25 protein-coding genes are annotated in these 22,963 nt (G+C 49.8%); 23 read left to right on the top strand and 2 right to left on the bottom strand.

Features of this window, described 5'->3' with window-relative positions:
• Nucleotides 1-313 precede the first annotated feature (313 nt).
• The 7 genes from MKX70_RS23305 (at nucleotide 314) to MKX70_RS23275 (ending at nucleotide 6,977) form a co-directional block, all read left to right on the top strand.
• A complete protein-coding gene (locus MKX70_RS23305; RefSeq protein ID WP_081956514.1) occupies nucleotides 314-1,180 on the top strand; it encodes a PRD domain-containing protein in 867 nt (288 codons plus the stop codon).
• Nucleotides 1,181-1,201: 21 nt separating this feature from the next.
• Complete coding sequence (locus tag MKX70_RS23300; RefSeq protein WP_042236141.1) at nucleotides 1,202-1,711, top strand: PTS sugar transporter subunit IIA; 510 nt, start codon at nucleotides 1,202-1,204, stop codon at nucleotides 1,709-1,711.
• Nucleotides 1,712-1,753: 42 nt separating this feature from the next.
• Entirely contained in the window at nucleotides 1,754-3,208 is a 1,455-nt protein-coding gene (locus tag MKX70_RS23295) for a PTS transporter subunit EIIC (protein ID WP_042236143.1), read from the top strand.
• A gap of 235 nt (nucleotides 3,209-3,443) precedes the next feature.
• Entirely contained in the window at nucleotides 3,444-3,959 is a 516-nt protein-coding gene (locus tag MKX70_RS23290; protein WP_042236145.1) for a sigma-70 family RNA polymerase sigma factor, read from the top strand.
• A gap of 23 nt (nucleotides 3,960-3,982) precedes the next feature.
• Nucleotides 3,983-5,107, top strand: coding sequence for a hypothetical protein (locus MKX70_RS23285; RefSeq protein ID WP_340840845.1), 1,125 nt, complete (start codon nucleotides 3,983-3,985; stop codon nucleotides 5,105-5,107).
• On the top strand, nucleotides 5,104-6,099 hold the full coding sequence (locus MKX70_RS23280) for an ABC transporter ATP-binding protein (protein WP_340840844.1): 996 nt from the start codon (nucleotides 5,104-5,106) through the stop codon (nucleotides 6,097-6,099). The genes MKX70_RS23285 and MKX70_RS23280 overlap by 4 nt, the downstream gene beginning before the upstream one ends.
• A complete protein-coding gene (locus MKX70_RS23275) occupies nucleotides 6,096-6,977 on the top strand; it encodes an ABC transporter permease (protein WP_340840843.1) in 882 nt (293 codons plus the stop codon). Before MKX70_RS23280 ends, MKX70_RS23275 begins: the two co-directional genes overlap by 4 nt.
• A gap of 74 nt (nucleotides 6,978-7,051) precedes the next feature.
• Here the strand turns inward: MKX70_RS23275 and MKX70_RS23270 are convergent, their stop codons facing one another.
• Complete coding sequence (locus MKX70_RS23270; protein ID WP_039292833.1) at nucleotides 7,052-7,378, bottom strand: winged helix-turn-helix transcriptional regulator; 327 nt, start codon at nucleotides 7,376-7,378, stop codon at nucleotides 7,052-7,054.
• 294 nt (nucleotides 7,379-7,672) lie between these two features.
• On the opposite strand from MKX70_RS23270, the gene MKX70_RS23265 reads away from it, so the two are divergent.
• The 9 genes from MKX70_RS23265 to MKX70_RS23225 all read left to right on the top strand — a co-directional run bounded on the left by MKX70_RS23265 (nucleotide 7,673) and on the right by MKX70_RS23225 (nucleotide 15,608).
• Nucleotides 7,673-8,455 carry a GTP cyclohydrolase II gene (locus tag MKX70_RS23265; protein ID WP_042236152.1) on the top strand — a complete coding sequence of 261 codons (783 nt, stop codon included), beginning with the start codon at nucleotides 7,673-7,675 and terminating at the stop codon, nucleotides 8,453-8,455.
• Between the two features lie 110 nt (nucleotides 8,456-8,565).
• Nucleotides 8,566-9,621: an ABC transporter ATP-binding protein gene (locus tag MKX70_RS23260; RefSeq protein ID WP_042236154.1), complete on the top strand. Its 1,056-nt coding sequence runs from the start codon at nucleotides 8,566-8,568 to the stop codon at nucleotides 9,619-9,621.
• A gap of 73 nt (nucleotides 9,622-9,694) precedes the next feature.
• Nucleotides 9,695-10,489 (top strand): ABC transporter permease, encoded by a 795-nt coding sequence (locus MKX70_RS23255; protein WP_042242455.1) that lies wholly within the window; start codon nucleotides 9,695-9,697, stop codon nucleotides 10,487-10,489.
• 6 nt (nucleotides 10,490-10,495) lie between these two features.
• On the top strand, nucleotides 10,496-11,281 hold the full coding sequence (locus tag MKX70_RS23250; RefSeq protein ID WP_042236156.1) for an ABC transporter permease: 786 nt from the start codon (nucleotides 10,496-10,498) through the stop codon (nucleotides 11,279-11,281).
• 184 nt (nucleotides 11,282-11,465) lie between these two features.
• On the top strand, nucleotides 11,466-12,440 hold the full coding sequence (locus tag MKX70_RS23245) for an ROK family protein (protein ID WP_042236158.1): 975 nt from the start codon (nucleotides 11,466-11,468) through the stop codon (nucleotides 12,438-12,440).
• A 332-nt stretch (nucleotides 12,441-12,772) separates the two neighbouring features.
• Complete coding sequence (locus MKX70_RS23240; RefSeq protein WP_340840842.1) at nucleotides 12,773-13,705, top strand: NAD-dependent epimerase/dehydratase family protein; 933 nt, start codon at nucleotides 12,773-12,775, stop codon at nucleotides 13,703-13,705.
• A 31-nt stretch (nucleotides 13,706-13,736) separates the two neighbouring features.
• Nucleotides 13,737-14,483 (top strand): 4'-phosphopantetheinyl transferase family protein, encoded by a 747-nt coding sequence (locus MKX70_RS23235; RefSeq protein ID WP_340840841.1) that lies wholly within the window; start codon nucleotides 13,737-13,739, stop codon nucleotides 14,481-14,483.
• A 213-nt stretch (nucleotides 14,484-14,696) separates the two neighbouring features.
• The gene (locus tag MKX70_RS23230) at nucleotides 14,697-15,227 is read left to right on the top strand and encodes a hypothetical protein (RefSeq protein WP_042236165.1); all 531 of its coding nucleotides are present in this window, start codon (nucleotides 14,697-14,699) and stop codon (nucleotides 15,225-15,227) included.
• Between the two features lie 42 nt (nucleotides 15,228-15,269).
• Complete coding sequence (locus tag MKX70_RS23225; protein WP_042236168.1) at nucleotides 15,270-15,608, top strand: DUF6054 family protein; 339 nt, start codon at nucleotides 15,270-15,272, stop codon at nucleotides 15,606-15,608.
• A 111-nt stretch (nucleotides 15,609-15,719) separates the two neighbouring features.
• Here MKX70_RS23225 and MKX70_RS23220 read toward each other — a convergent pair whose 3' ends face one another.
• Entirely contained in the window at nucleotides 15,720-16,163 is a 444-nt protein-coding gene (locus tag MKX70_RS23220) for a DUF4395 domain-containing protein (RefSeq protein ID WP_340840840.1), read from the bottom strand.
• 184 nt (nucleotides 16,164-16,347) lie between these two features.
• Between MKX70_RS23220 and MKX70_RS23215 the strand changes: the two genes are divergently transcribed.
• The 7 genes from MKX70_RS23215 (at nucleotide 16,348) to MKX70_RS23185 (ending at nucleotide 22,946) form a co-directional block, all read left to right on the top strand.
• On the top strand, nucleotides 16,348-16,917 hold the full coding sequence (locus tag MKX70_RS23215; RefSeq protein ID WP_340786551.1) for a TetR/AcrR family transcriptional regulator: 570 nt from the start codon (nucleotides 16,348-16,350) through the stop codon (nucleotides 16,915-16,917).
• 99 nt (nucleotides 16,918-17,016) lie between these two features.
• Nucleotides 17,017-18,471, top strand: a complete 1,455-nt coding sequence (locus MKX70_RS23210) for a DHA2 family efflux MFS transporter permease subunit (RefSeq protein ID WP_340841688.1) — start codon at nucleotides 17,017-17,019, stop codon at nucleotides 18,469-18,471.
• Between the two features lie 269 nt (nucleotides 18,472-18,740).
• The gene (locus tag MKX70_RS23205) at nucleotides 18,741-19,073 is read left to right on the top strand and encodes a PadR family transcriptional regulator (protein WP_039292805.1); all 333 of its coding nucleotides are present in this window, start codon (nucleotides 18,741-18,743) and stop codon (nucleotides 19,071-19,073) included.
• Nucleotides 19,070-20,407: an FtsW/RodA/SpoVE family cell cycle protein gene (locus MKX70_RS23200; RefSeq protein WP_340840839.1), complete on the top strand. Its 1,338-nt coding sequence runs from the start codon at nucleotides 19,070-19,072 to the stop codon at nucleotides 20,405-20,407. Before MKX70_RS23205 ends, MKX70_RS23200 begins: the two co-directional genes overlap by 4 nt.
• Before the next feature lie 65 nt (nucleotides 20,408-20,472).
• Nucleotides 20,473-21,243 (top strand): M15 family metallopeptidase, encoded by a 771-nt coding sequence (locus MKX70_RS23195; RefSeq protein ID WP_081956517.1) that lies wholly within the window; start codon nucleotides 20,473-20,475, stop codon nucleotides 21,241-21,243.
• A 100-nt stretch (nucleotides 21,244-21,343) separates the two neighbouring features.
• Nucleotides 21,344-22,114 carry a stalk domain-containing protein gene (locus MKX70_RS23190; RefSeq protein WP_340840838.1) on the top strand — a complete coding sequence of 257 codons (771 nt, stop codon included), beginning with the start codon at nucleotides 21,344-21,346 and terminating at the stop codon, nucleotides 22,112-22,114.
• 208 nt (nucleotides 22,115-22,322) lie between these two features.
• A complete protein-coding gene (locus MKX70_RS23185; RefSeq protein WP_340840837.1) occupies nucleotides 22,323-22,946 on the top strand; it encodes a TetR/AcrR family transcriptional regulator in 624 nt (207 codons plus the stop codon).
• Nucleotides 22,947-22,963 lie beyond the last annotated feature (17 nt).

Here is a 22,963-nt window from a genome sequence, read left to right as displayed (position 1 = left end):
GCAAGAACTCCTCTAGAGAGTTTTGTCTGACTCTTTTTTCATGCGGAATTAAGGGATTATTATGCATAAATACTGAATAATGGTGCAGACTACAACGATACAGGCAGACTGGCAGGGGCAAAACTTGACTTTTCGAAAAACCCATTGACGGAATACAAGGTATGATTTATTATGAGATCATAAATGATCATTTATATGCAAGTGGCGTGTTACCTTTATAGGGCATGAGCCAAGATCTGATCTCATTCATTTGAGTCAGTCTTGGCTCTTTTTTGTGCGAAAAATCAGGCAATGGACGGAAAGGAGGGAGAACTTGGCGAGGGAAAATGAACAATTTCAGGTTTTGCGGGTGATTGGAAATAATGTCGTGATGGTCCAAGGAGGCAAGAAAAGCAAGGAATATGTGATTATCGGCAAGGGCATCGGTTTTGCGCTTAAAGACGCAGGTGTGATTGATGCGGATGATCCCCGGATTGAGAAGCTGTTTCGGCTGGAGGACCGGGAAGAATGGAGCCAGTATCAGATTCTGCTGGAAGATATAGATCCTAAGGTCATGAGGATTACGGATGAGATTATTTCGGATATCGCCCGTGAGTTTCCCGGCAAGTTAAACGACAAGATCTATTTGGCGCTCCCCAGCCATATCCAGTTCACCATTTTCCGCTTGCGGAGCGGGATGGACATTGTCAATCCGTTCCTTGAGGAAACCCGGATGACCTTTCCCAGGGAATTTGAGATCGCTTACAAGGCATCGGAGAAGATCAGCGCGGAATTTGAGGTGCGGATCCCTGAAGATGAAGTCGGATTCCTCACCTATCACGTATATTCTGCGGTCAGCAATGTGCCGGTTGGTCAGCTAGTCAAGGCCTCTAACATCGTCAGTGATCTGATGGATATGATCCGCAACGAACGCAATATTATTTTTGAACAGGGTAGTATGAATCATGTCCGGCTGATGGTTCATTTGAGATTCTCTATTGAACGGATTCTGCAGGGTTCGCTCATAGATAATCCATTCGTGAAGCACATCAAGAAAGAATACAAGGATGAATATAAGCTCGCTCATAAAATGGGAAAGATCATGCAAGGCAAGCTTGGTGTAGACGTACCGGAAGAAGAGATATGCTTTCTGGCCATGCATCTGCACCGCTTATTCCAGACCTTAGAGAAAAACAAATAGCAGAGGCAGGGAGTGGAATTTATGTTTTCCAGATGGAAATCTAAAAAAGAAGAGAAACATGCTGAGACCAGCATTGAGATATCTGCGCCGGTCAGCGGGCAAGCCGTGCCGTTATCCGAAGTGCCGGATGAGACCTTTGCTGGCGGACATATGGGCAAGGGGATTGCTATAGAACCTTCCGAAGGGAAATTAATCGCCCCCTTTGACGGCAAAATCGCTCATGTGGTCAAAACCAATCACGCACTTATCCTGGAGCATTCCTCCGGTCTGCAGCTGCTGATGCATATAGGAATTGACACCGTCAGCTTAAAAGGAAGCGGATTCACTAGCCATATTGTAAATGGTGATGAAGTAAAAGCAGGCCAGACGCTGATTGAGTTCGATCTCGAGGCGATACGGACAGCGGGGTACCGAACCATTACACCGGTCATTGTGACCAGCAGCGAGGAGTATACCCCGGAAGTCAAATGCCATTACGGCGCAATATCTGCGGGACAGAGCAGTATTCTTACAGTGGCTTCAAAGCTATAAAAACATATACGTACTAATATGAAACCGGGAGATGATTTCATTATGTTAGCTTTTTTACAGAAGTTAGGGAAGTCTCTGATGCTTCCAGTCGCAACATTGCCGGCAGCAGCGATTCTGCAAGGGCTTGGACTTCTCGATTATGAAAAGGATTTGCATCTGGGTAGCACAATAGGTGGATTCTTGAACCAATACGTTGCTCCATTCTTAAACGCAGGTGCTGGTGCGGTATTCGGCAACCTGGCCTTAATTTTTGCAATTGGTGTCGCCATTGGATTCGCCGGGGATGCCGTAGCTGCTTTATCCGCACTAATTGCTTATATGGTTCTTACCAAAGTATTGTTAATCGTACCGGCAACCTTTGGTTTCATTGGTGATGATGTAGTGCTGGATATGGGTGTGCTTGGTGGTATATTCGCCGGAGCCTGGGCAGCGTTCCTGTATAAGAAATATCATAATATCAAAATGCCGGATTGGCTGGGCTTCTTCGCCGGTAAACGTTTTGTTCCAATTGTTACAGCTGCTTCGACTATGGTACTGGCGGTCTTCATCGGTATGATCTGGAGCCCGGTACAGGATGTCATCAGTGATTTCGGGAACTGGGTAGTAGGCCTTGGCGCAATTGGCGCATTTGTATTCGGAACCGCAAACCGTCTGCTTGTTCCGATTGGCCTTCATCATGTCATTAACACTATTGCTTGGTTCCAGCTTGGTGATTATACGAACGCAGCCGGTGAGGTAATCCATGGTGATGTTTGGCGCTTCCTGGCCGGAGATAAAAGTGCAGGGATGTTCACCACAGGGTTCTTCCCGATTATGATGTTTGCTTTGCCTGGTGCGGCGCTTGCCTTCATCCATACCGCAAAACCGGAAAAGAAAAAGATGGTAGCATCAATATTCATTGGTTCTGCTATTGCCTCTATACTTACAGGTATTACCGAACCACTGGAATTCTCATTTATGTTTGTGGCACCGCTTCTGTATCTAGTTCATGCGATTCTGACAGGTGTGTCCATGGCAGTGATGTACATTCTAGATGTACGGCTAGGTTTCAGTTTCTCCGCAGGTCTCATTGACTACCTGACCAACTTGAAGCTCTCAACCAATGCATGGGTTCTAATTCCTGTAGGGCTGGCTTTCTTCGTACTCTATTATGTATTGTTCCGCTTTGTTATCGCGAAGTTCAATCTCAAAACACCTGGCCGTGAAGATGATACAGATGATGAGATGATTGACTTGGGCAAAGGCACAACAACCGTGTCGGCTTCTTCCCGTGCTGCTAAGATTCTGGAGAACATCGGTGGCCCTGCGAACATCCGCAGCATCGATGCCTGCATCACCCGTCTGCGTCTTAACGTTAACGATGAAAAGGCGGTTAAGGATTCCGCCCTTAAGCAGCTTGGCGCTTCCGGTGTAATGAGACTGGGGCAAGGGGCCGTACAGATTGTATTCGGACCGCAGTCCGAGCAGATTAAGGATGATATTAAAAAGCTGATGTAACTCTGCAGCACAATAGTTTAATCCGAAGCGGACATCTTGGATGTCTGCTTTTTTTACGCACAAACTGATTGTGGATAGCTGAGAAATAAGATCCGTATACCCCAATTTGTGGGTTATTTTGCGTACCGTCAGCTCTTATGGTAAGAATTAGATGGACCATTTGGAATGGGAATGATACAAATCTGCCTCAGCCTTCGTCTTACTTATAGCTGCAGCGGATAAGGAGGATTACCTGATGGACATTCCGGAATCAGACAACTTTAAATCGATTTTTTATACACATTATCCAATCGTGCGCCGAAAGCTGGCTGCGCTTGTAAGGGATGAGAGTGCAGCCGATGATTTGGCGCAGGAGGTCTTTCTGAGACTGTACAGAAATCCGCCGGATGATCCCGAAGCTCTGGGAGCCTGGCTGCATAGAGTGCTTACACGGATCGGTTACGATTACCTGAACAAGCAAGTACGGGAGCGCAGACTGATTAATAAGCAGGAGTTAATGTACGACACAGATGCCTCAGCCCCTACGGGGGAAGAAATAGTGCTGGGCAAGCTGGACCAGGAAGATGTGAGGAACTGGCTGGACGGGCTACCTGAGCGGGACCGGCAGGCTCTGCTGCTTAAGTACTCGGGTTACAGCTATGCGGAGATCGCCGGAGAGCTCGGTGTGAACCCGCCGGTGGTAGGCACGCTGTTAAGCCGGGCTACCGCCAAATTGAAACAGCATGCGGTGAAGTCGCTTCCGCAAGAATAAGATCATCCGGGAGGAATGAAGCAATGAATAATAGAGCACATGGGAATTCCCAGCCTGCGGGAACAGACGAGGCTTGGGCTAAACTGCAGGAGAAGCTCGGGCAAGAACCGGTGAATCCGGTATGGGCAGATTGGGGCAAGCGGGAGGCAGTCCTAGCGGCTACAACAGAGGAAACCGTTAAAACGGATTCTGCGGCAAGCGGAATCCATTCTATATCTTCAATAAGAGCAAGGGAGAATACAGATTCAGGGCTTTCGCAGAATTCCGTCCGTAAATCACGCAGACCGGGACTAAGCCGCAGCCGTAAATGGGCTGCTGCAGCTGCAGGGGTTGCCATCTTCGCCGCTATCCTGGCTACTCCAGTAGGCAATACCGCCATGGCGGCTATCCTGAACCAATTCCGGATGCAGGATGTAGCCGTAGTCGAAGAGAGCGATCTTCGGGATATGTTCTATCAGGTGAGCGGTGAAGGCAATTTCAACCAAACTATGAATTCCTTCGGCACCTTCACATTCGCTAACGGATCTGTCGAGGGCAAGCTCCCGGTTGGGGAAATACAAGGGGTGCTGGGATATGAACACCTGAAGGGCCAAGATATTACTAATATGAAGACTGTAGAGGTAAGCGCGTCCCGTGATATTACCCTTACGCTGAACGTGGATGAAGTGAATCAGGCATTGAAGCGTGTAGGCTCGAACGATCTGCTGCCGGAGTCTGTGGACGGAAAACCGATTACACTGCATTTGCCCGAAATTGTGAATTATGACCTGTCTACAGATCAGGAGCATTGGGCTACTCTGTCACAGATGAATACACCTGTAATTACCGTTGATCCTTCTATAGATATGGATGAAGCGTTGGATGCCGTAGTTAACTTTCCGCTAATTCCCGATTATCTGAGAAGCGACCTGCAGAAGAGCCGGATTCTGTCTGGTGATATTCCGATGCCGCTGATAAAGGGCAGCAATGATGAACAGATTACAGTGGCTGACACCCCTGTTATTCTTACCGAAATGAAGTTCAGCGAAGGCTATAGCTATTCCGCAGTCTGGGTCCAGGATGGTCAGATGCTCCAGCTTACAGGCGGAGATGTCTATCCGGATAGGGATAAGTTCATTCAGAAGGTACAGGAGTTGATTACAGAATGAGTAGCGCACCTGCAATTGATGCTAACGCCCTGACCAAAGAGTATCCTAATGGACGCGGTTGCCGGGATGTTACCATCACTGTGGGGAAAGGGGAAGCCTTCGGCTTCCTCGGCCCCAACGGTGCCGGCAAGAGCACCTTCGTCAAAATGCTGGTGGGACTCATCTCGCCAACGGGCGGGAAAGCTTCCATCCTGGGTCATCCGCTCGGTTCTCTTGAAGCCAAAGCCAAGATTGGGTACTTGCCTGAGCTATACCGCTATCAGGAGTGGCTGACCGGAGAAGAGGTAGTCAGACTGCATGCTAAGCTAAGCCGGACCCGGAAAAGTGTGGCGGACATAAGGATCCCACAGCTTCTGCAGGAAGTAGGCATTGGTCAGCGGGGGAAGGACCGGGTCAAGCATTATTCCAAGGGAATGCAACAGCGGCTGGGACTGGCTTGTGCGCTGGTCAACGAGCCGGAAATTATTTTTCTCGATGAGCCCTCCTCTGCGCTTGATCCAATCGGGAGAATGGAAGTACGGATGATTCTGGAGCGGCTCAAGGAGAGAGGGATCACGATATTTCTCAACTCCCATTTGCTTGAGGATGTTGAAGTGCTGTGCGACCGGATGGCCATGCTTAATAACGGGACGGTCCTGCGGCACGGCAAAGTATCAGAGATCCTGAGCCAGCGGACCAGCTGGCATTTCAAAGTGGGCGGGTATACGCCTTTTTTGCTGTCCTGGCTGAAGGAACATACAGGGCTTACCATCCGGCAGACGGCCGCTGGAGCCGGAAAAACCAGGCAGGGAATCGGACAAGAGCCGGAATTAGGCAGCAGTGTCGTATGGCTGGAAGCAGAGCTGGACAACGAGGAGCAGGCGGGCTGGCTGAACGGGCTGATTGTGGAGCAGGGGATGACTCTATATGAAGTAACCCGCAAACAAGAACGGCTGGAAGAGTGGTTCATGGATGCTGTATCCGGACTTAGCCATAGGGGAGAGAGCGAATGAATACCATACTTGAAATGACATGGAAGGAAATGCTGCGTAAAAAGGTGATGCTGCTAACTCTGCTGCTCACGTTTGTCTTTCTGATCGCCTTCTGGTTTGTGGCCGATACGGTTGGAAAGAATGAGCCTGGGGCAGGGTCTATACATAACGGGAGTGAGTTGTTCACACGATTTACGAACGGCGCCTTTATTCTTAGTCTGGGATACTTCTTCGGCGCCTTTGTAATCGCCTTTCTGGCGATCTTCAGCTCGTTCTCGGTAATTGCCGGGGAAGCGGAACAGGGAGTCATGCAGGCATTGCTGCCCCGGCCGCTGCCGCGCTGGAAATGGTATGCCGGACGCTGGCTCGGTTTCGTAACACTGGGTGTAGTTTATGCCTTCATTCTATTTCTGGCTATCCTACTGATCACAAATGTCCATGCGAGCGTTCCCAGAGATCCGGCAGCACTAGTGAAGTCATTTTTGCTGTTTGCTTCTGTGGTTCCATTGTTAATCTCCGTATCCATGCTGGGCTCAGGGATTTTCTCGGCGCTGGGTAACGGTGTGTTCATGACGATGCTCTATGGGGCAGGGTTTCTGGGAGGAATGCTTGATAAGCTAAGCGGTTCGCTGCGGCTGGAGAACGACGCGCTGAATGTGCTGCATAATCTGACCGGGATCATGTCGATGCTGATGCCGGCAGATGCCTTGCAGCGCAGAATGACCGCCGAGCTGTTCAGTCTGAAGGATATCAGCGGTCTGGTTTCCCTAAGTAACGGCGGACTTAGCATCATTAATATCAGCGCGTACCCGTCAGTGTCATTCATCGTATATGCTGTGTGTTATACCGTAATTGTATTTGCAATAGGAATTCTGCATTTTCAGCGCAAGGATTTATAAGACAAATAAACAGCGCCCTCAAAGTTTCCTGGTTAAGGAACTTCAGGGGCGCTGCTTCGCATGCAGGCCGGCAATCATTTGGTCACGCCAATCTCAATCCAATCCGTAGACCAGTTACCGATTTCACCAAGAATGGGAGCCAGTGCCGTGCCTTTGTCGGTTAACGAATACTCAATACGCACAGGCATTTCAGGATACACCGTGCGCTGAATGATGCCTTCGTTCTCCATTTCCTTCAGCCGGTCGGATAATACTTTGCCGCTGAGATTGGATAAGCAATGCTCGATTTCCCCGAATCGCCGCGGACCATCCATCAGGACGAATACGATCAGTGCAACCCACCGTTTACTAAGCACATCGACCGCTTTTTCGAAGCGTGGACACATCTCGAAATTGTTCATTAGCATCACCTCGACATTCATTATATCATAAACTTACAATAAGTAATCATTAATATTTAAATATATTTTATAACTTGACGAACTTATATTACAATGATAAACTAACTTACAAATAGTTACTAGCGCAAATAATGAATATTAAAATTTTACGAACCCGGCATAGGCTATTACGCATTTTTGGGAGAAAAGTTGCTTAGGCTATGCTATCAAAACTAAGTGTATGCTTCCGAAGCAAGTTTTGCGAAACGGAATCGAAGAAGTCTATGCTATCAAAACTTTTAGGACGGTGTACTCATGATCAAACCCGATATCCTTTCCATATTACAGAACAAAATCAAACGGATCTCCAAGGATGATTCCACGAATATACTGGTTGGTCCCATTACCTTGCCGGTGAACCTGGACGGGGAGACCGTTACCTTCAAATGGTACAGCTGGCTGAAAGTGACGGATGAAGAGCTTCAGCAAGCGGAAGGTAAAGAGGCTACTGAACTGCTTATCAGCCGGTTGTCTTCAATGAACCTTGCGGATGGACAACAGTCGAGCGTTCTTGTCTATGGGGATTTCGAGAACTCCGACGAAGCGCTGATCCGGATGCACAGCATTTGCCACACCGGTGATATTTTTGGCAGCAAACGCTGCGATTGCGGCTTCCAGCTGCACACATCGATGAAGATGATTGCCCAGCATGGTTCCGGAGCACTCTTTTACCTGGCTAATCATGAGGGACGAGGCATCGGCCTGTTCAGCAAAGCCATGGCTTATATTCTGCAGGAAGAAGGATATGATACTGTAGAAGCTAATCTGGAGCTGGGCTTTGCTGATGATTCCAGAGATTACACAGACGCGATCAGTGTGCTTCAGCACCTGCGCAGCAAACCGGTGACCCTGATCACCAATAATCCGAAGAAGATGGAAGCTCTGAGAGCTGCCGGAATGAACACGGTCAAAAGAGTACCGCTATGGGGCGATGTCTCGGTCTTCAACGAAAAGTATCTGCGGACCAAAGTAGCCCGTTCCGGACATCTGGAGGCTGTGCAGAGCGCGGATTTTTTTGAGGGCAGAGTAGCTAAATAAGCCGGCCGTACTCTGACAGAGCAGAATGGTAAGGGAAATAGGTAGTACTTTTGGATTCATTCTATTATAATGGGGTACTGAACCCAATACTTAGCTTAGTGAGGTAACCTATGAATGCTATTCAAGTGCAGGACTTGCGCAAGACATTTAAAGTCCAAAAAAACCGCGAGGGCCTCAAAGGAGCCTTCGCTGATTTGTTTAAACGGCAATATTCCGAAGTGACCGCAGTGAAGGACATTTCGTTCAGTATTCCGGAAGGCGAAATATGCGGATACATCGGGGAGAACGGGGCCGGCAAATCGACCACGATTAAGATGCTCACTGGTATTCTCGTACCTACCGCCGGCAGTCTTTCTGTAGGCGGCTTCGTGCCGTATGCGGAACGTGAGAAGTTCGTACAGAATATCGGAGTTGTATTCGGACAGCGCAGCCAGCTCTGGTGGGATATCGGTGTCATCGAATCCTTCCAACTGCTGCGTAAGGTGTACCGGGTCTCCGAGCAGGATTTCAAAAAACGGCTGGATGAGCTCGTTGAGCGGCTGGAGCTGCAGGAGCTGCTGAACCGTCCGGTACGTAAGCTCAGTCTCGGACAGCGGATGCGCTGTGAGCTGGTCGCTGCGCTGCTGCACAATCCGTCGATTCTGTTTCTGGATGAGCCGACGATTGGCCTTGATATTGTCGTGAAGTCAGAGATTCGAGAGTTCCTCAAGGATATGAACCGTGAGCATGGCACGACCATCCTGCTGACGACGCATGATCTGCAGGATATTGAAGCTCTCTGCTCGCGGGTAATCATGCTGGATGACGGTCGGATTATCTATGACGGGGGTCTTGAGGATCTCAAGCAGCGGTGGGGAACGGGACGTGAAGTGCAGTTCCAGTTCGGTACCGCTACGAAGCTGCAGCAGCTGGTGCAGTGGACAGAGGGGATGCCGGTTACCTGGACAGCCGAGAATGAGCTGGGTGCCAAGGTATGGATTCCGCTCGAGCTGAATGTATCGGATGTGCTGGGCCGGGTGGTCGGACAGGCAGATATTACAGATATCAAAATCATCGAAACCAATACGGATGACATCGTCCGCAGTATTTATCAGTCAGGCTCGGCAGAGAAGCCGGAAGAGCGGATCGCGGCACTGAGTGATGAGAAAGAGGCACTCCATGTCTAAGCAGCTGGCAACGGCAGCTTCCTCCTCCGGCAGCAGAACACCGGGCGGCTCCCGGGAGAACGGACGAAGGCTGCTGCTCGGCGCTTATTTCGATTTCATCCGCATCCGCTTTCTGACGATGCTGGCTTACCGGATCAATTACTATTCAGGAATTCTGATCTACACGCTGAATATCGGGGTCAACTATTTCACCTGGAAAGCTATTTATGGAGGCGGAGAATCACTAGGCGGCTTTACCGGAGCACAGATGACTACGTATGTGGCCGTCTCGTGGATGGCTCGGGCGTTCTATTTCAATAACCTGGACAGGGAGATTTCTACCGATATCCGTGACGGCAGCATCGCGATTCAGTTCATCCGACCTTATAACTATGTGCTGGTCAAAATGATGCAGGGACTTGGCGAAGGCCTGTTCCGCTTCATGATGCTGATGATTCCGGGCATGGTGATTGCCATTCTGCTGTTTCCGGTGCAACTGCCGACAGAACCATCCGCCTGGATCGGTTTCCTGGTAATGCTCTTCTTCAGTTTCCTGATCAGCTCACAGATTAATATCATAACGGGGCTCTCTGCATTCTTCGTCGAGAATAACGAGGGGATGATGCGCATGAAGCGTGTTATCGTTGACCTGTTCTCTGGCCTGATCGTCCCGATTACGCTTTTTCCGGGCTGGTTATCGTCCATTCTCAAGATTCTGCCCTTTCAGGCCATCACGTACCTGCCGGGTTCCGTATTCACGGGCCGGGTGCAGGGAGTGGGCATTTGGAATGTGCTGGGCATCCAGGTCATCTGGTTCCTGGTCCTGCTGATTCCGATTGTCTGGCTATATCACGCAGCGCGCCAGCGGCTGTTCGTGCAGGGAGGTTGAGCCGGAATGTATTATTTAGGTTTGTTAATTGAATATTTGAAAAATTATATGAAGACAAGGTTAACCTATCGTGCTGATTTCTGGGTGGAGGTTGTTTCCGATCTTCTCTTCCAGGCAACGAACTTTATCTTCATTATGGTCATTTTCATGCATACCGACAGCCTGGGCGGCTGGAATCAGAACGAAGTGGTGTTCGTCTACGGGTTCTTTATGGTGCCGTTCGGCGTGTTCAGCTGTTTCGTGAATATGTGGGGCTTCAGTGAGCGATATATCGTCAAAGGTGAGATGGACCGCATTCTGACCCGACCGGCGCATAATCTGTTCCAGATTTTCCTGGAGAATGTGGACCCGCCATCACTTATGGGCTCCTTCATCGGACTGATTATTATGGCAATCAGCGGCAGCAATCTGGGCTTGCCGTTCGAATGGTGGACGCTTCCGATGCTGATTATCCTGACACTCAGTGCGGTAGCAATCTATACCGGCATCTATACGACATTGACTTCACTGTCTTTCTATTCAGATGCGCCGACGGGTATTCTGCCGCTGATGTATAATATCCAGACCTACGGCCGTTATCCGGTTACGATCTACAACCGGGCGATTCAGGTGCTGCTCACCTGGATTATTCCGTTTGCATTTGTCGGGATCTATCCGGCAGCTCTGTTCCTCCACCGTGATGAGATGAAGGGGATGGCGCTGTTGACCCCCCTAGTGGGTGCTGTGTTCCTCGGCATTGGGCTGATGGCCTGGAGCTATGGCGTTAAGCGGTATAAAGGTGCGGGTTCTTAAGGGATTCCGCTAAGAAAATCATACAGGGTCGTCCGAGCAGCTATCTATAGGATGGCACGGACGGCCCTTTTCGTGTAGAAAATACTATAATGATGCTCAAAAAATCCTACCTGCCCAATAAATGAAAGCGCATAATAAGGAGGGAGAGTGAAGCCAGGACAAATAATGTAAAGGAGCAGAAGCGATGGAAAAATATACGATAGGTATCGATTTGGGCGGAACGAATATCAAAGCTGGATTGTTCGATGGGGATTACAGAGCAGTCGGTGAGCTGTCTCTGCCAACGGAAGCGGCGGCAGGGCCGGCGCATGTGCTCGCCAGGATCAGGCTGGCCGTTACACAGCTGACAGAGGGCAAAGGGATAGATCAGCAGCAGATCACCTGTATGGGGATGGGAATTCCCGGTCTGCTGGACCCGGAGGAAGGCCTGTCCATCTTTTCGCCTAACTTTCCCGGATGGGAACAAATACATATAGTGAATGCAATGAAGCCCTTTTATAATTTTCCGGTCTACATCGATAATGATGTACGGGTTAACTTATATGGGGAATGGCAGCAGGGAGCCGGACAAGGATGCCGTAACCTGGTGCTGCTCACACTTGGAACCGGACTGGGCTCAGGCATTGTCCATGACGGCAAGGTGTTGTACGGAACAACTTTCAGCGCTGGTGAAATCGGACACATGAATATGTACAGGCAGGGCAGGCCCTGCCGCTGCGGGAGCTCCGGCTGCCTCGGGAGGTATGTATCTGCTGTAGGCATGGTCCATACATTCAAGGAGAAGCTCCGGGAAGGAAGGAGCAGTCAGATCCTGGCCTGGACGAATCAGGATGACGGCCAAATTACCGCAAAGATGATCTCGGAGGCTTATGATCTCGGGGACCCGCTGGCGGTCGAAGTCATGCATGAAACCGGAGAGCTGCTGGGGTACGGTCTGGCAAATGTAATTAATCTGCTGAACCCGGAGCTGATCATTGTTGGAGGCGGCATGGCTGCCGCAGGAGAACGGCTGCTTGGCAGCGTCCGCGGCACTGTAAATGCTCATGCGCTGAAGCTCTCAGGAAGCAAATGCAGGATCGTTCAAGCCGAATTGGGCGCCAGAGCGGGCACACTTGGCGCGGCGGTATATGCGGACCAGAGACTGAATGCTCTAAAATGATGATTGACCGGGACAATGATCTCCTGAAATTGATCGGCGAAGACTAACTATGAGTGATGCAAAACTATTGAATTACAATAATTCACCATATCTACATATTAAGGACCTCAACCGACAATAATCGTCAAATTATCCCAATGATGACAGCATATTCTTGGCTGTATACTAATAACAGGTTAAGAATTCGGCAGCAGTTCTTTATCCGCAGTTTCTGTGGAAGCGGCATGTAACGGTTCTTCATAACTGCTAAACATCATCCCGGGCAGACTGAATAAACCGTGAAGCTGGTGGCTGAAGGTATTCATCCGCTCGATAAGGAGCCAAGTAATGTTATGAATCTCGTAATCGGAGGCAATGGCGGTTTGGGCCATTCCATCACCCAAGAATTACTGTGGCGAGGTAAGCTGGTAACAGCGACCTATCATCGTTCTAATGAGGCACTAAGCAGATTGAGAGGACCGCTGCTGACTATGGTTTCACTGTATATACAAGATGAGAGGGCACTTGCTTCTCTGCTGACAGGAGTGAGAACGGTCTACTTCTGTCTTAATGTGCCTTACCAGGACTGGTACACGATCATGCCCAAAGCGTTGGAACGGGTAACCGCGAAGCTGCATTCCGGGCAGACGCTGGTATTTCCCGGGAATGTCTACGGATACGGCAGATTCCAATACCTTCCCGCTGATGAAAGCCATCCCAAGGCGGCTCTTACCCGTAAAGGGAAGCTTCGTAACCAAATGGAAGAGCTGCTGAAGAAGCAGGCAGCGGAGAACGGCTTCCGCAATGTCATTCCGCGTTATCCCGACTACTATGGCCCCAACGTTACGAACAGGGTATTCGGACCCATATTTAACGGAGCGCTGCAGGCCAAAACCATCGCCTGGCCGGTCAGGCTGGATGTTCCCCATGATCTGATCTATATCCGCGATGCGGCTAAAGCAGCAGTGCTACTGGCGGAAAGCGGGGAAGAAGGGGAGTGGCATGTGTCGGGCTCCGGGGCGATTGAGGGCCGTCAGTTCCTGAATATCATCCAGGATGAAGCAGACAGTCCAAGGAAATGCCGGACACTGCCGGGCTGGGCCGTTGGTTTGGCAGGTATATTCGATAAAGAAGCTAAAGAATTCCATGAGCTGCTATACGAATTCCAGTATCCGCTGGTGCTGAGCGAGAACAAATTCATGAAGCGGTTCCCGGAATATTCTCCAACCGCCTACAAGGATGCAGTCAAAGAAACCTTGGGCTGGTTCCGGGAGCAGCAGGAATAGACAGGAGAACCAATAGGAGGCTTAGCCGTTCATGCATATCATTGCCGTATCACTCGGGACCGCTTTTTCGGTTCCTGAGTTGCTGCCCTATGTGTCACCAGAACGCCGGATGAGCAGCAGCCGGCTGAAACGTGAAGACGATGTTCGCAGGTCTCTTATCGGAGACATCCTTGCCCGGATGTTCGCTATGGATATGGAGGGGATGCGGAATGATGAGATCTGTTTTGACCAAGGGGTGTTTGGCAAACCCCGGCTGTCTGCTATGCGTGAACCGTGGGACTTTAACCTCTCACATTCGGGGAAATGGGTGGCAGGTATCGTCAGCCGCAAGGGACAGCGGGTAGGAATCGACATTCAGAAGATGGCAGCCATAAATCCGGCATTAGCCCGGTACAGCCTGTCCCCTGAAGAAATGGAGCGATACCAGAGCTTGAAATCAGAGGCTCAAATACGCTATTTCTATGACTTGTGGACGCGGAAGGAGAGTTATCTGAAGATGGAGGGCATTGGCCTGACGATTCCAATCCGTTCTGTATTCTCCGAGCAGTACGCTTTGAAGTATGAGCAGTCTGTGCTTAGCGACCGGCTGCCCGATCATGCGTTCAGGCAATATCCGGTAGATCCGGGCTACGTGCTGACCGCTTGTTCAACAGATTTCCGCTTTCCTGATCAGTATTTGGTGGTCCGGGCTAAGGATCTCGTCGAAGTGTTTCTGCGGCGCTGCCGGCTGCAGGCGGAGCAATCTGCTCCAGAACCTGACGGACTCATCGTCTTGTAGGGAAGAGGGTACCCGACAGCCGGCATAAGTTTTACTGGACGCAGTATATCCTTGCGCGGCGCGACACTTACATACAGCAGCGATTGCCATCATGGCACCGCTGCTTTTTTGGCTAGTATTTCCATTCAGTGCATAAGTTCTAAGTCTCAGAATTGTACGCGATCCGGAGTAGCATGATATGCTGTAGATATTGAAGCTCACAGGAGGGTAATGATGAAACGAGACATTCAACATGTGCCTTATGGTTATGAACCGCCAGCCGGTGAACGCAAAGGAACCTTGATCTTCTATGATTCATTCGAGCATATCTCGGATATGGATTTGCTGAAGGCGGCTGAGACAGCGATAGAGCGAAAATTCACCAAGCTGGTGCTGTATCCGCTGCATGAAGAAACCGTTAGACGGATGACGAAGGAGCCGGTGCAGGCTTTTCATAAACGGGAGGACCGGCTGCATGAGTGGAAAAGAGATCAGGGCCGGTCTTTCATTACGGTGGAAAGTCTGGAGGGGAAACGCAAGAAATACACCCCGCTCGATTCTGCGCTGCGCCATATCAGTGAGGTCTATTCCGCTCCTTACTTTCTCTATCTGACTCCGGAGATGGCAAATCTGTTCGCGTCTTATTCCTCCTTCGAGGAATGGATCGTCAAGCTGCGTTTGCTGGTATCAGAAGCGCCGGCACAACTACATCCGCGGCTGGAGAAATTCCGTCATCGCTGGGATGTGGCTGGCGAAGGCAATTAGGTAAATAGTTGTATACCCTATACCCGTGGGAGGGTGATGAGCATGAATGAGGCCTATCAACTCAATGTTAAATTGCAGCCCAATGAGACGCTTGCGCTAATCAAAGAGGGAATGCCGCAGGAGTCGGAGCTGCTGTACGAGGAGCTGAATGATCTCGGTGAAGGCAAGATGATCGGGACGCTGGTCTATGAGCGGTATTATTTTCGGTCCGGTAATCAGGCTGCGCTGGTGATCCTAGTCGATAATCTGAAGGGCAGAAGTAATGTCCGGCTTATTCCGGCGGGAGGCTCCAACGGGTTGATCCTTAAGCTCGATTGGGGCGCCGGCAAAAGCTTCGCTTCTTCGGTGGAGCGAATTCTGGCGGATTATATTGTGGAATAAGCGGGGAGGTTAAGGAGGGGAGCTTGGAGGCCAGTGTAGGTCCGGCAGCATACTGCTGCTGCGGCTTACTGGCCCTGTAAGATTCACCGCACGGGCAGCACGGACTCCTGCTTATTTGTGGAGAGCTGCCTGTTTGCGTCTATAGGTATACATTCTCCACTGGTAGTGGATGAAGCACCCGATGCAGAAGCCGAGGATAGCTACTGTGGCTGCTACCGCAACCATGATCGAGAAGATATAAGCGGCTACGGTCCAGCCGGCAAGGAAGCTGACCAGCCCTGCAGTCAGGCAGAAGACGGCAATGCTCTGGTTGAACTGCTGCTGTTCCCAGTCTTCCAGTACATAGGCGGAGCGCGCCTTAGTCAGGAATTTCGCTGCAACCTTGATCACCGGATTATATCCGAAGATTAGGCCAGACAGTCCTGCGGCAAGCGGCAGGGCAAGAATCCAGTAAGCTCCCGTAAATAGTGACAATAATACAGAAATTACGATAAAAGCCTGATTAGTTCTGACTAACGGCCGGGGAATTCCCTTAATGATTGAAGGCTCACTCATTAAATCCACACCTTTCGCATTGGAATAATTAAATTATAACCAATGATCTGCAATGTGGCAATCGGTAAGCGTAAACATTAAAATTTGAAATTATTATCCATTGACAGCGGAGCCCACTCGTGGTTTTATTATGTAGACCAATTGTTATAAAAGTGCAGAAACATCTATAAAGGAAGTGTCCGGCTTGTCAAACAAGCATAATGCACGTGAAGCTATTCTGGATACGGCTTCAAGATTGTTTTTCACACAGGGCTATCATGCAACCGGGCTAAATCAGATCATCAAGGACAGCGATTCGCCCAAGGGATCATTGTATTATTATTTTCCTCACGGCAAAGAAGAGCTGGTGTTGACCTGCATTAACCGGACAAGTGAAATGGTCTCCCAAAATTTGCGGCATTATGTAGAGAGTGAAGCCTCACCTGCCCAGGCGGTGCAGAATTTCATTCTGTCTATAGCCAGGGAAGCGGAGGAATCTTCTTTCGAAGGATTGGTGCCGTTCAGCTTCTGGGTAGCCGTTGAGACTTCCTGTGTCAGCAATGAGCTGAGGACTGCTTGTCAATGTGTGTTCAAGGATTGGCAGGATGTGATCGCCCAGCGTCTGATGAAGGAAGGCATGCAGGAGGAAGCTGCTGTGCGCAAGGCGACTGTTGTGGTCTCCTTGTTTGAAGGTGCGCTGCTGCTGGCGTTGACCTGCCGAAATGTCCAGCCGCTGGTTGCAGCAGCAGAGAGTATTCCGGCAATACTGGCTTAAGGTTTCAGAGAACCATCGTACCAACGCAATACTGCAATACAGCAATAAATAGAGAGAGAACAAACAGATTATCAGGAGGATATGAGAGTGAACGCAACTATGACTGGTAAGGGGCACACAGAGCCCCGCAAATTTAAGACCCTTCCAATTCTCGTCTCCTTATTGCTTGCCGGATTTATCGGCATGTTCAGTGAGACTGCATTAAATGTAGCCTTAAGTGATCTTATGAATGTATTACAAATTACTCCGACCACTGCGCAATGGCTGACTACTGCTTACCTGCTGACGCTGGGTATTCTGGTTCCGATCTCCGGGCTGCTGCTGCAGTGGTTCACCACCAGACAGCTGTTCATTGCTGCACTCTGCTTCTCGATTGCGGGAACATTCCTGGCTGCAATGGCGCCGAATTTCGAATTCCTGCTTACAGCGCGTGTGGTTCAGGCGATGGGAACTGCACTCCTTTTGCCGCTGATGTTCAACACGATCCTGATTATTATCCCTGCGGAGAAAAGAGGCGCGGCGATGGGGCTCATCGGACTCGTCATCATGGTAGCTCCAGCGATCGGCCCAACCATTGCAGGTCTGCTGATTGAGAGTCTCAGCTGGCACTGGATCTTCTGGCTGTCCCTGCCGTTCCTTGTGATCGCGCTGTTCAGCGGAATTTTCTTCATGCAGAACGTCACAGAAGTGACCAAGCCGAAGATTGATATCCTCTCGATCGTATTATCGTCACTCGGTTTCGGCGGCGTTGTGTATGGATTCAGCAGCGCCGGTGAAGCGGAAGGCTGGGGAAGTCCGAAGGTGATTATCGCCATTGCTATTGGTGTAATTGCGCTCGTTCTATTCTGCATCCGGCAGTTGACGATGAAGCAGCCGATGATTAATCTGCGTGCCTTCAAATTCCCGATGTTCGTGGTCGGTGTTCTGATGGTCTTCATCTGTATGATGGTGATTCTGTCCTCGATGCTGATTCTTCCGATGTACCTGCAGCAGGGACAAGGCTATACTGCGTTCAAAGCAGGCTTACTGCTGCTGCCGGGCGGAATTATCAACGGACTGATGTCGCCGGTGATGGGACGCCTGTTCGATAAATACGGTCCGAAATGGCTGGTTATTCCAGGACTCGTGCTCGTAGCTGTCTCGCTGTGGTTCTTCTCCAGTATTACAGCAACTTCTACCGTTATCTTCGTAATTGTACTTCACAGCGTGCTCATGATCGGAATCTCGATGATTATGATGCCTGCCCAGACGAACGGGATCAATCAGCTTCCGCTGGAATACTATCCTGACGGTACAGCGATCATGAATACTCTGCAGCAGGTTGCAGGGGCGATTGGTACGGCTCTGGCAGTAAGCATTATGACCTCCGGTACCAAGAGCTACATGAAGACTGTAACTGACCCTGGTGATCCGCTGAATATTGGCGCTGCATTTACCCATGGGGTACAGAATGCGTTCATCTTCGGCATGGTGATGGCCATTGTTGGTCTGGTTGTTGCTTTCTTCCTCAAACGTGTTATTGTCTCGCACAAGACACAGGCTTCCATGCACTAAACTAATCTTCTTATACAGCAAACAGCACATCCGGATTACGGGTGTGCTGTTTTTGTTATGTGCAATATGGAGCTCACAGAGCATTGATTGTAAAAAATCCTGCCCTAAATATAACATTTCTCTCATGATAACGCTCCTAATTCATAATTGTTGTAAAAAAGGATTCCTGAGTTTAAGACGATGATTGGACATCAACTGGGAATTAAAGTATATTAAGCATAGATTAACGATGTATCAGTGAATTGCCATACGAACGGGAGGGGACGTCAATGAAAGTCAGCAAAGAAATGCTGAAGGGCAGCACGGGGACCTTAATTCTCACGCTGCTACTCGATAAGCCGTTATATGGCTACGAACTGATTAAAGAGCTGGAGCAGCGCTCGCAGGGGGTGTTTTCCCTGAAGGAGGGCACGCTCTACCCGATACTTCATGCGATGGAGAGCGAACGCTGGGTGGAGGCGTATTGGCTTGAGGTAGAAGGGCGCAAACGCAAATATTACCGGCTGCTGGATGAAGGCAAGGCGAAGCTGCAGGAGAAGAGAGCGGAATGGAATCTTTTCAAAGGCGCGGTGGATTCTGTGTTGGGGGAGGGCGGAGCATGATGGAGCGGCGGAAGAAAAAGCTGGATAACTATCTGGATAGGGTGTGTGCAGAGGTCAGAGCCAAAGGAATGCACAGGGAGATCCGGGAGGAGCTTAGCGGGCACTTCCAGGACTTAATGCTGGAGCGCCAGCAGCTTGGCGCAACTGAAGAAGAAGCGCAGCAATATGCTATCGCGCAAATGGGTGATCCGCAGGTGATCGGCCGGGGTCTGCACAAAATCCATAAACCGCGGATTCCGTGGGGACTGCTCACAGCAGTAATGATGTTATCAGCTGTAAGTCTGCTGGGGATGGGGGCGATAGAAGCCGGAACCTCCTTCAACCCGGCCTTATCTGATCTGACGATGCGCCAGACGGTGTATATCAGCCTTGGGATCGCCGTTATGACAGGAATGTACTTCGTCAATTTCAAGCTGCTTCAGAGAGCATCAGGATTCATCTATGCTGCAGCATTAATGGCTATAGTTGCCAGCCTATGGCTGGGTCCTGAATTAATCAATGGGAACAGACGCTATGTTGGTTTTTTGGGCTTATATTTTGATCTGGTTGGATACAGTCCTTATCTATTTGTTATCGCTCTGGCAGGGATATGGACCAGCCGCAGCTTTATGCTGAAATGGAGCAGACGGACCAGGGAATTAGCGGAGTTAGCCTTACTGCTGCTGCCTGCGGCGATCTATGCGGCGCTCCGGTCTTTACCGGAGCTGGTGGTTTATTTGGCAGTATCGCTGACGCTATATGTATGGATAACACGGCGCTGGATTACAGCCGGATTAATGGTTATAACATTTGTGTCGGGCGGAGCCATGTATGTTTGGAGTAATATGAATTTGCGTGACAGGGTCATCGGAGCGATAAATCATAATTATATGCTTAATGGCCCGGGTTACCTCAACCGCAGAATTCACGAGACCATTACATCCGCAGGCTGGAGAGGGTATGGCTTCGGAGGTGCGGAAGAAGGACTGCCGTATGCGTATTCGGATCTTTTTCCGGTATTTCTGGTTCAATGCTTCGGCTGGGCCGGGGGCTTGCTCTTCATTGCGGCAGTGGGCTGGTTCGTTCTCAAAATGATCTCCTATACCCGCGCTGTACGCGATACCTACGGGCGGATGCTTATCCTTGCTCTGGCTCTCATGTTAGCCATCCGCTTAGTTTATGGTCTATCGATCCTCAGCGGAAGAATGCCAATCACAGCTATACCGTTCCCATTCCTCAGCTACGGACAGCATGTCTTCATTGAATTCGCCGCTGTCGGGCTGCTGATGGGTGTCTACCGGCGGAAGGATATGCTTCCTGCGGATACAAGTCTGGACTTAACTATGGACGCCTAGTGCTGCTGCACGTATACTGGTAGGGTGAAAAATACGGACGAGGCAGGAGAGGGGTTAGCATTGTGATGAAGCTGCGAATTACAGGCAGAAGGTTGGGGCTGATCTCATGTGCGATTATCCTAGGCGGAGCTGCCCTTCTAACGGCAACAGCAGCCACAGCTGCTGCTCCTAAGATACAGAATACAGCCGCAGCCCCGGCGCAAAGTAGGGTGGAGAAGAAACACAACCTGCCCGGCGGTTTTGTGTATCTGGATGAAGTGATTCCTAAGGCGCAATATGAGATACGCTACTACAGTGAGAATAATTTCACCGGAACAAGGGTGGACGGGTATAAGGCTCCGCTGGCGATTTTCTCGCGGACTGCAGCCAATGCGCTCAAGAAAGTCAGCGATGATCTGGACGGCAAAGGTTATATCCTGAGAATCTATGATGCCTACCGTCCGCAAAAAGCCGTTAATCACTTCGTACGCTGGTCACAGGATGCCGCGGATATTAAGATGAAGCAGCAGTATTATCCCAAGCTGGACAAGCGTAATCTATTCAAGCTGGGCTTCATCTCCAAGAAATCAGGGCACTCGCGGGGCAGCACCATCGATCTGACACTGGCTGATAAAAAAACGGGGGCGCTGGTTGACATGGGCAGCCCGTATGATTTCTTCGGTGAGATTTCTTACTATAATACTACTCTGGTCAACAGTACCCAGCATGCCAACCGTAAAGTTCTTAAGGATGCCATGTCGAAGCAGGGCTTCAAGCCCTATACCAAGGAATGGTGGCATTTCACACTGATCAAGGAGCCGTATCCGCGGCAGTATTTTAACTTTAATGTGGAGTGAGGCTGTTCCAAAGCTGCGCAGAACGGTTAATGATTAATGTAAGTTTAGTGCCTGAAGTTTGCGTGCATAATAATTATATTACAGGAGAGGTGGGATCGATTTGAAGAACAGAATCGTAGCCGTTTTCCTAAGTGTACTGTTATTGGCAGCAGGATCGGGAGTATTAACCGGTAATAGTGTCCACGCAGCCCCGGGTGTAAATATTATAGTGAACGGACAAGCCTTGCAGCTGGATGGACCGCAAACCTATACTAGTGGAACAACCCCAATGCTCCCGCTCCGGGAGACTTCGGAAATCCTTAAGTACAAGACTACCTTTATAGGAGCTACAGGGCAGTTTAAGCTGAACCGGTTCCAGGAAACGATTGAATTCAGGCTGGGCGGGAAAGAGATCCTTCTGAACGGCAAGGATCGGGTGGCTTTTACAGATAGCATTGAACTGAAGCAGCAGCGGGCCTATGCACCATTGTCTTTTTTTAGAGCGATAGGGCTGGTTACATCCTATGATCCGGCAAAAGCTCAAGTTGAGATCTACTCACCGGAGGTAGCTGCCGGAGCGGTAGCCGGATTGCTGGCCGCAGGCAACTATACGGGACTCCGCGAGCGTTACTTCGCTGTGGAAGCAGAGCAGCCCTCGCTGCCCGTCATTCAGCAGAGCTGGGAGGGTGTAAGTGCTCCGGCAGGCCAGTACTTCGGAGTGAAATCTACGGAGAGCCGGCAGCATGAAGGGAATATGACAATAACAAGCGTGCTGTCCTTCTCCAAATCCGAGGCGCTACTGACACTGGAGCTGAATACATCGGGCAAAATCGTGAAGCTGAGTCTGGCGGCGCTGCAGGCAGCGGAAGTGCTGGCCAACCCGTCGAAATAACAAATAACGGATCATTCATAGCAGGAGCATCTCACAGCTGTAAACCGCTGCCGGAGATGCTTCTTTTTTATTAATGACCAACACTTTTGAAAATTTCTGAAAACTTCTATTGACAGATCACTCCAAAGAGAGTAACTTTAGATTCTGATTAAACGCTGTTTAAATCATTGATTAGAAATTGTGGTGAAGGAGGGCGACAACCTGCATTATGGTTAAATCTGACAACAATGCTGATCCTTCAGATAAAGATACGAAGCAGATTATACTCGATGCTACCGTGGATTTGATCCGCGAGGAGGGGTTCAGTTGTATCACCCTTCGGAGTATCGCAGCAAGGGCAGAGACGAATCTTGCACTGGTGAATTATTATTACGGCTCCAAGGAAAAGCTATTTGGCGACGCAGTGAAGAAGCTAGTGTCTACATTTGATGATGCCTTCAAAACACTGGAAGATGACAGCCTGCCGCCGAAGGAGCGGATGAAGCTATTTTTCATGCGTTATATTATGAATCTCAGCCGTTACCCGGGAATGGCCCGGCAGATGCTTGATCAAAGACATCATATTATGGGCTCACAGGATGAATATGCGAAGTACTCCAAATTGATGAGGCTTGAACGCATTAAGGAAGTGCTCAGTGAGATCACAGGGGAGCAGGACCGCGACAAGCTCATGATGATGATGATGCAAGTCTATGGGGCCATTGTTTTTCCGGTAATTATGGTCTCCAGCCTGCCGAAGGACCGGGAGGATCTCAAGGAGTTCTTCAGGCTTTCGCCGCTTGAGGAGCAGATTGATGGGTTATTTGAACTTTATTTTCATAAGTATAACTAATTATAAACAGAGAAAAG

Origin of the sequence: Paenibacillus sp. FSL R7-0312, from assembly GCF_038004445.1 — a bacterium.
In the GTDB taxonomy this organism is placed as follows: Bacteria; Bacillota; Bacilli; order Paenibacillales; family Paenibacillaceae; genus Paenibacillus_AQ.
The sequence above is the reverse complement of the archived record's forward strand: the minus strand, read 5'-3'. Positions and strand labels throughout refer to the sequence as shown.

Excerpts from the sequence above, each read along its gene's own strand:
- MKX70_RS23300 (WP_042236141.1), top strand. The coding sequence starts at position 1,202 with ATGTTTTCCAGATGGAAATCTAAAAAAGAAGAGAAACATGCTGAGACC.
- MKX70_RS23295 (WP_042236143.1), top strand. The coding sequence starts at position 1,754 with ATGTTAGCTTTTTTACAGAAGTTAGGGAAGTCTCTGATGCTTCCAGTC.
- MKX70_RS23290 (WP_042236145.1), top strand. The coding sequence starts at position 3,444 with ATGGACATTCCGGAATCAGACAACTTTAAATCGATTTTTTATACACAT.
- MKX70_RS23285 (WP_340840845.1), top strand. The coding sequence starts at position 3,983 with ATGAATAATAGAGCACATGGGAATTCCCAGCCTGCGGGAACAGACGAG.
- MKX70_RS23280 (WP_340840844.1), top strand. The coding sequence starts at position 5,104 with ATGAGTAGCGCACCTGCAATTGATGCTAACGCCCTGACCAAAGAGTAT.
- MKX70_RS23275 (WP_340840843.1), top strand. The coding sequence starts at position 6,096 with ATGAATACCATACTTGAAATGACATGGAAGGAAATGCTGCGTAAAAAG.
- MKX70_RS23270 (WP_039292833.1), bottom strand. The coding sequence starts at position 7,378 with ATGAACAATTTCGAGATGTGTCCACGCTTCGAAAAAGCGGTCGATGTG.
- MKX70_RS23265 (WP_042236152.1), top strand. The coding sequence starts at position 7,673 with ATGATCAAACCCGATATCCTTTCCATATTACAGAACAAAATCAAACGG.
- MKX70_RS23260 (WP_042236154.1), top strand. The coding sequence starts at position 8,566 with ATGAATGCTATTCAAGTGCAGGACTTGCGCAAGACATTTAAAGTCCAA.
- MKX70_RS23250 (WP_042236156.1), top strand. The coding sequence starts at position 10,496 with ATGTATTATTTAGGTTTGTTAATTGAATATTTGAAAAATTATATGAAG.
- MKX70_RS23245 (WP_042236158.1), top strand. The coding sequence starts at position 11,466 with ATGGAAAAATATACGATAGGTATCGATTTGGGCGGAACGAATATCAAA.
- MKX70_RS23240 (WP_340840842.1), top strand. The coding sequence starts at position 12,773 with ATGAATCTCGTAATCGGAGGCAATGGCGGTTTGGGCCATTCCATCACC.
- MKX70_RS23235 (WP_340840841.1), top strand. The coding sequence starts at position 13,737 with ATGCATATCATTGCCGTATCACTCGGGACCGCTTTTTCGGTTCCTGAG.
- MKX70_RS23230 (WP_042236165.1), top strand. The coding sequence starts at position 14,697 with ATGAAACGAGACATTCAACATGTGCCTTATGGTTATGAACCGCCAGCC.
- MKX70_RS23225 (WP_042236168.1), top strand. The coding sequence starts at position 15,270 with ATGAATGAGGCCTATCAACTCAATGTTAAATTGCAGCCCAATGAGACG.
- MKX70_RS23220 (WP_340840840.1), bottom strand. The coding sequence starts at position 16,163 with ATGAGTGAGCCTTCAATCATTAAGGGAATTCCCCGGCCGTTAGTCAGA.
- MKX70_RS23210 (WP_340841688.1), top strand. The coding sequence starts at position 17,017 with ATGACTGGTAAGGGGCACACAGAGCCCCGCAAATTTAAGACCCTTCCA.
- MKX70_RS23205 (WP_039292805.1), top strand. The coding sequence starts at position 18,741 with ATGAAAGTCAGCAAAGAAATGCTGAAGGGCAGCACGGGGACCTTAATT.
- MKX70_RS23200 (WP_340840839.1), top strand. The coding sequence starts at position 19,070 with ATGATGGAGCGGCGGAAGAAAAAGCTGGATAACTATCTGGATAGGGTG.
- MKX70_RS23195 (WP_081956517.1), top strand. The coding sequence starts at position 20,473 with ATGAAGCTGCGAATTACAGGCAGAAGGTTGGGGCTGATCTCATGTGCG.
- MKX70_RS23185 (WP_340840837.1), top strand. The coding sequence starts at position 22,323 with ATGGTTAAATCTGACAACAATGCTGATCCTTCAGATAAAGATACGAAG.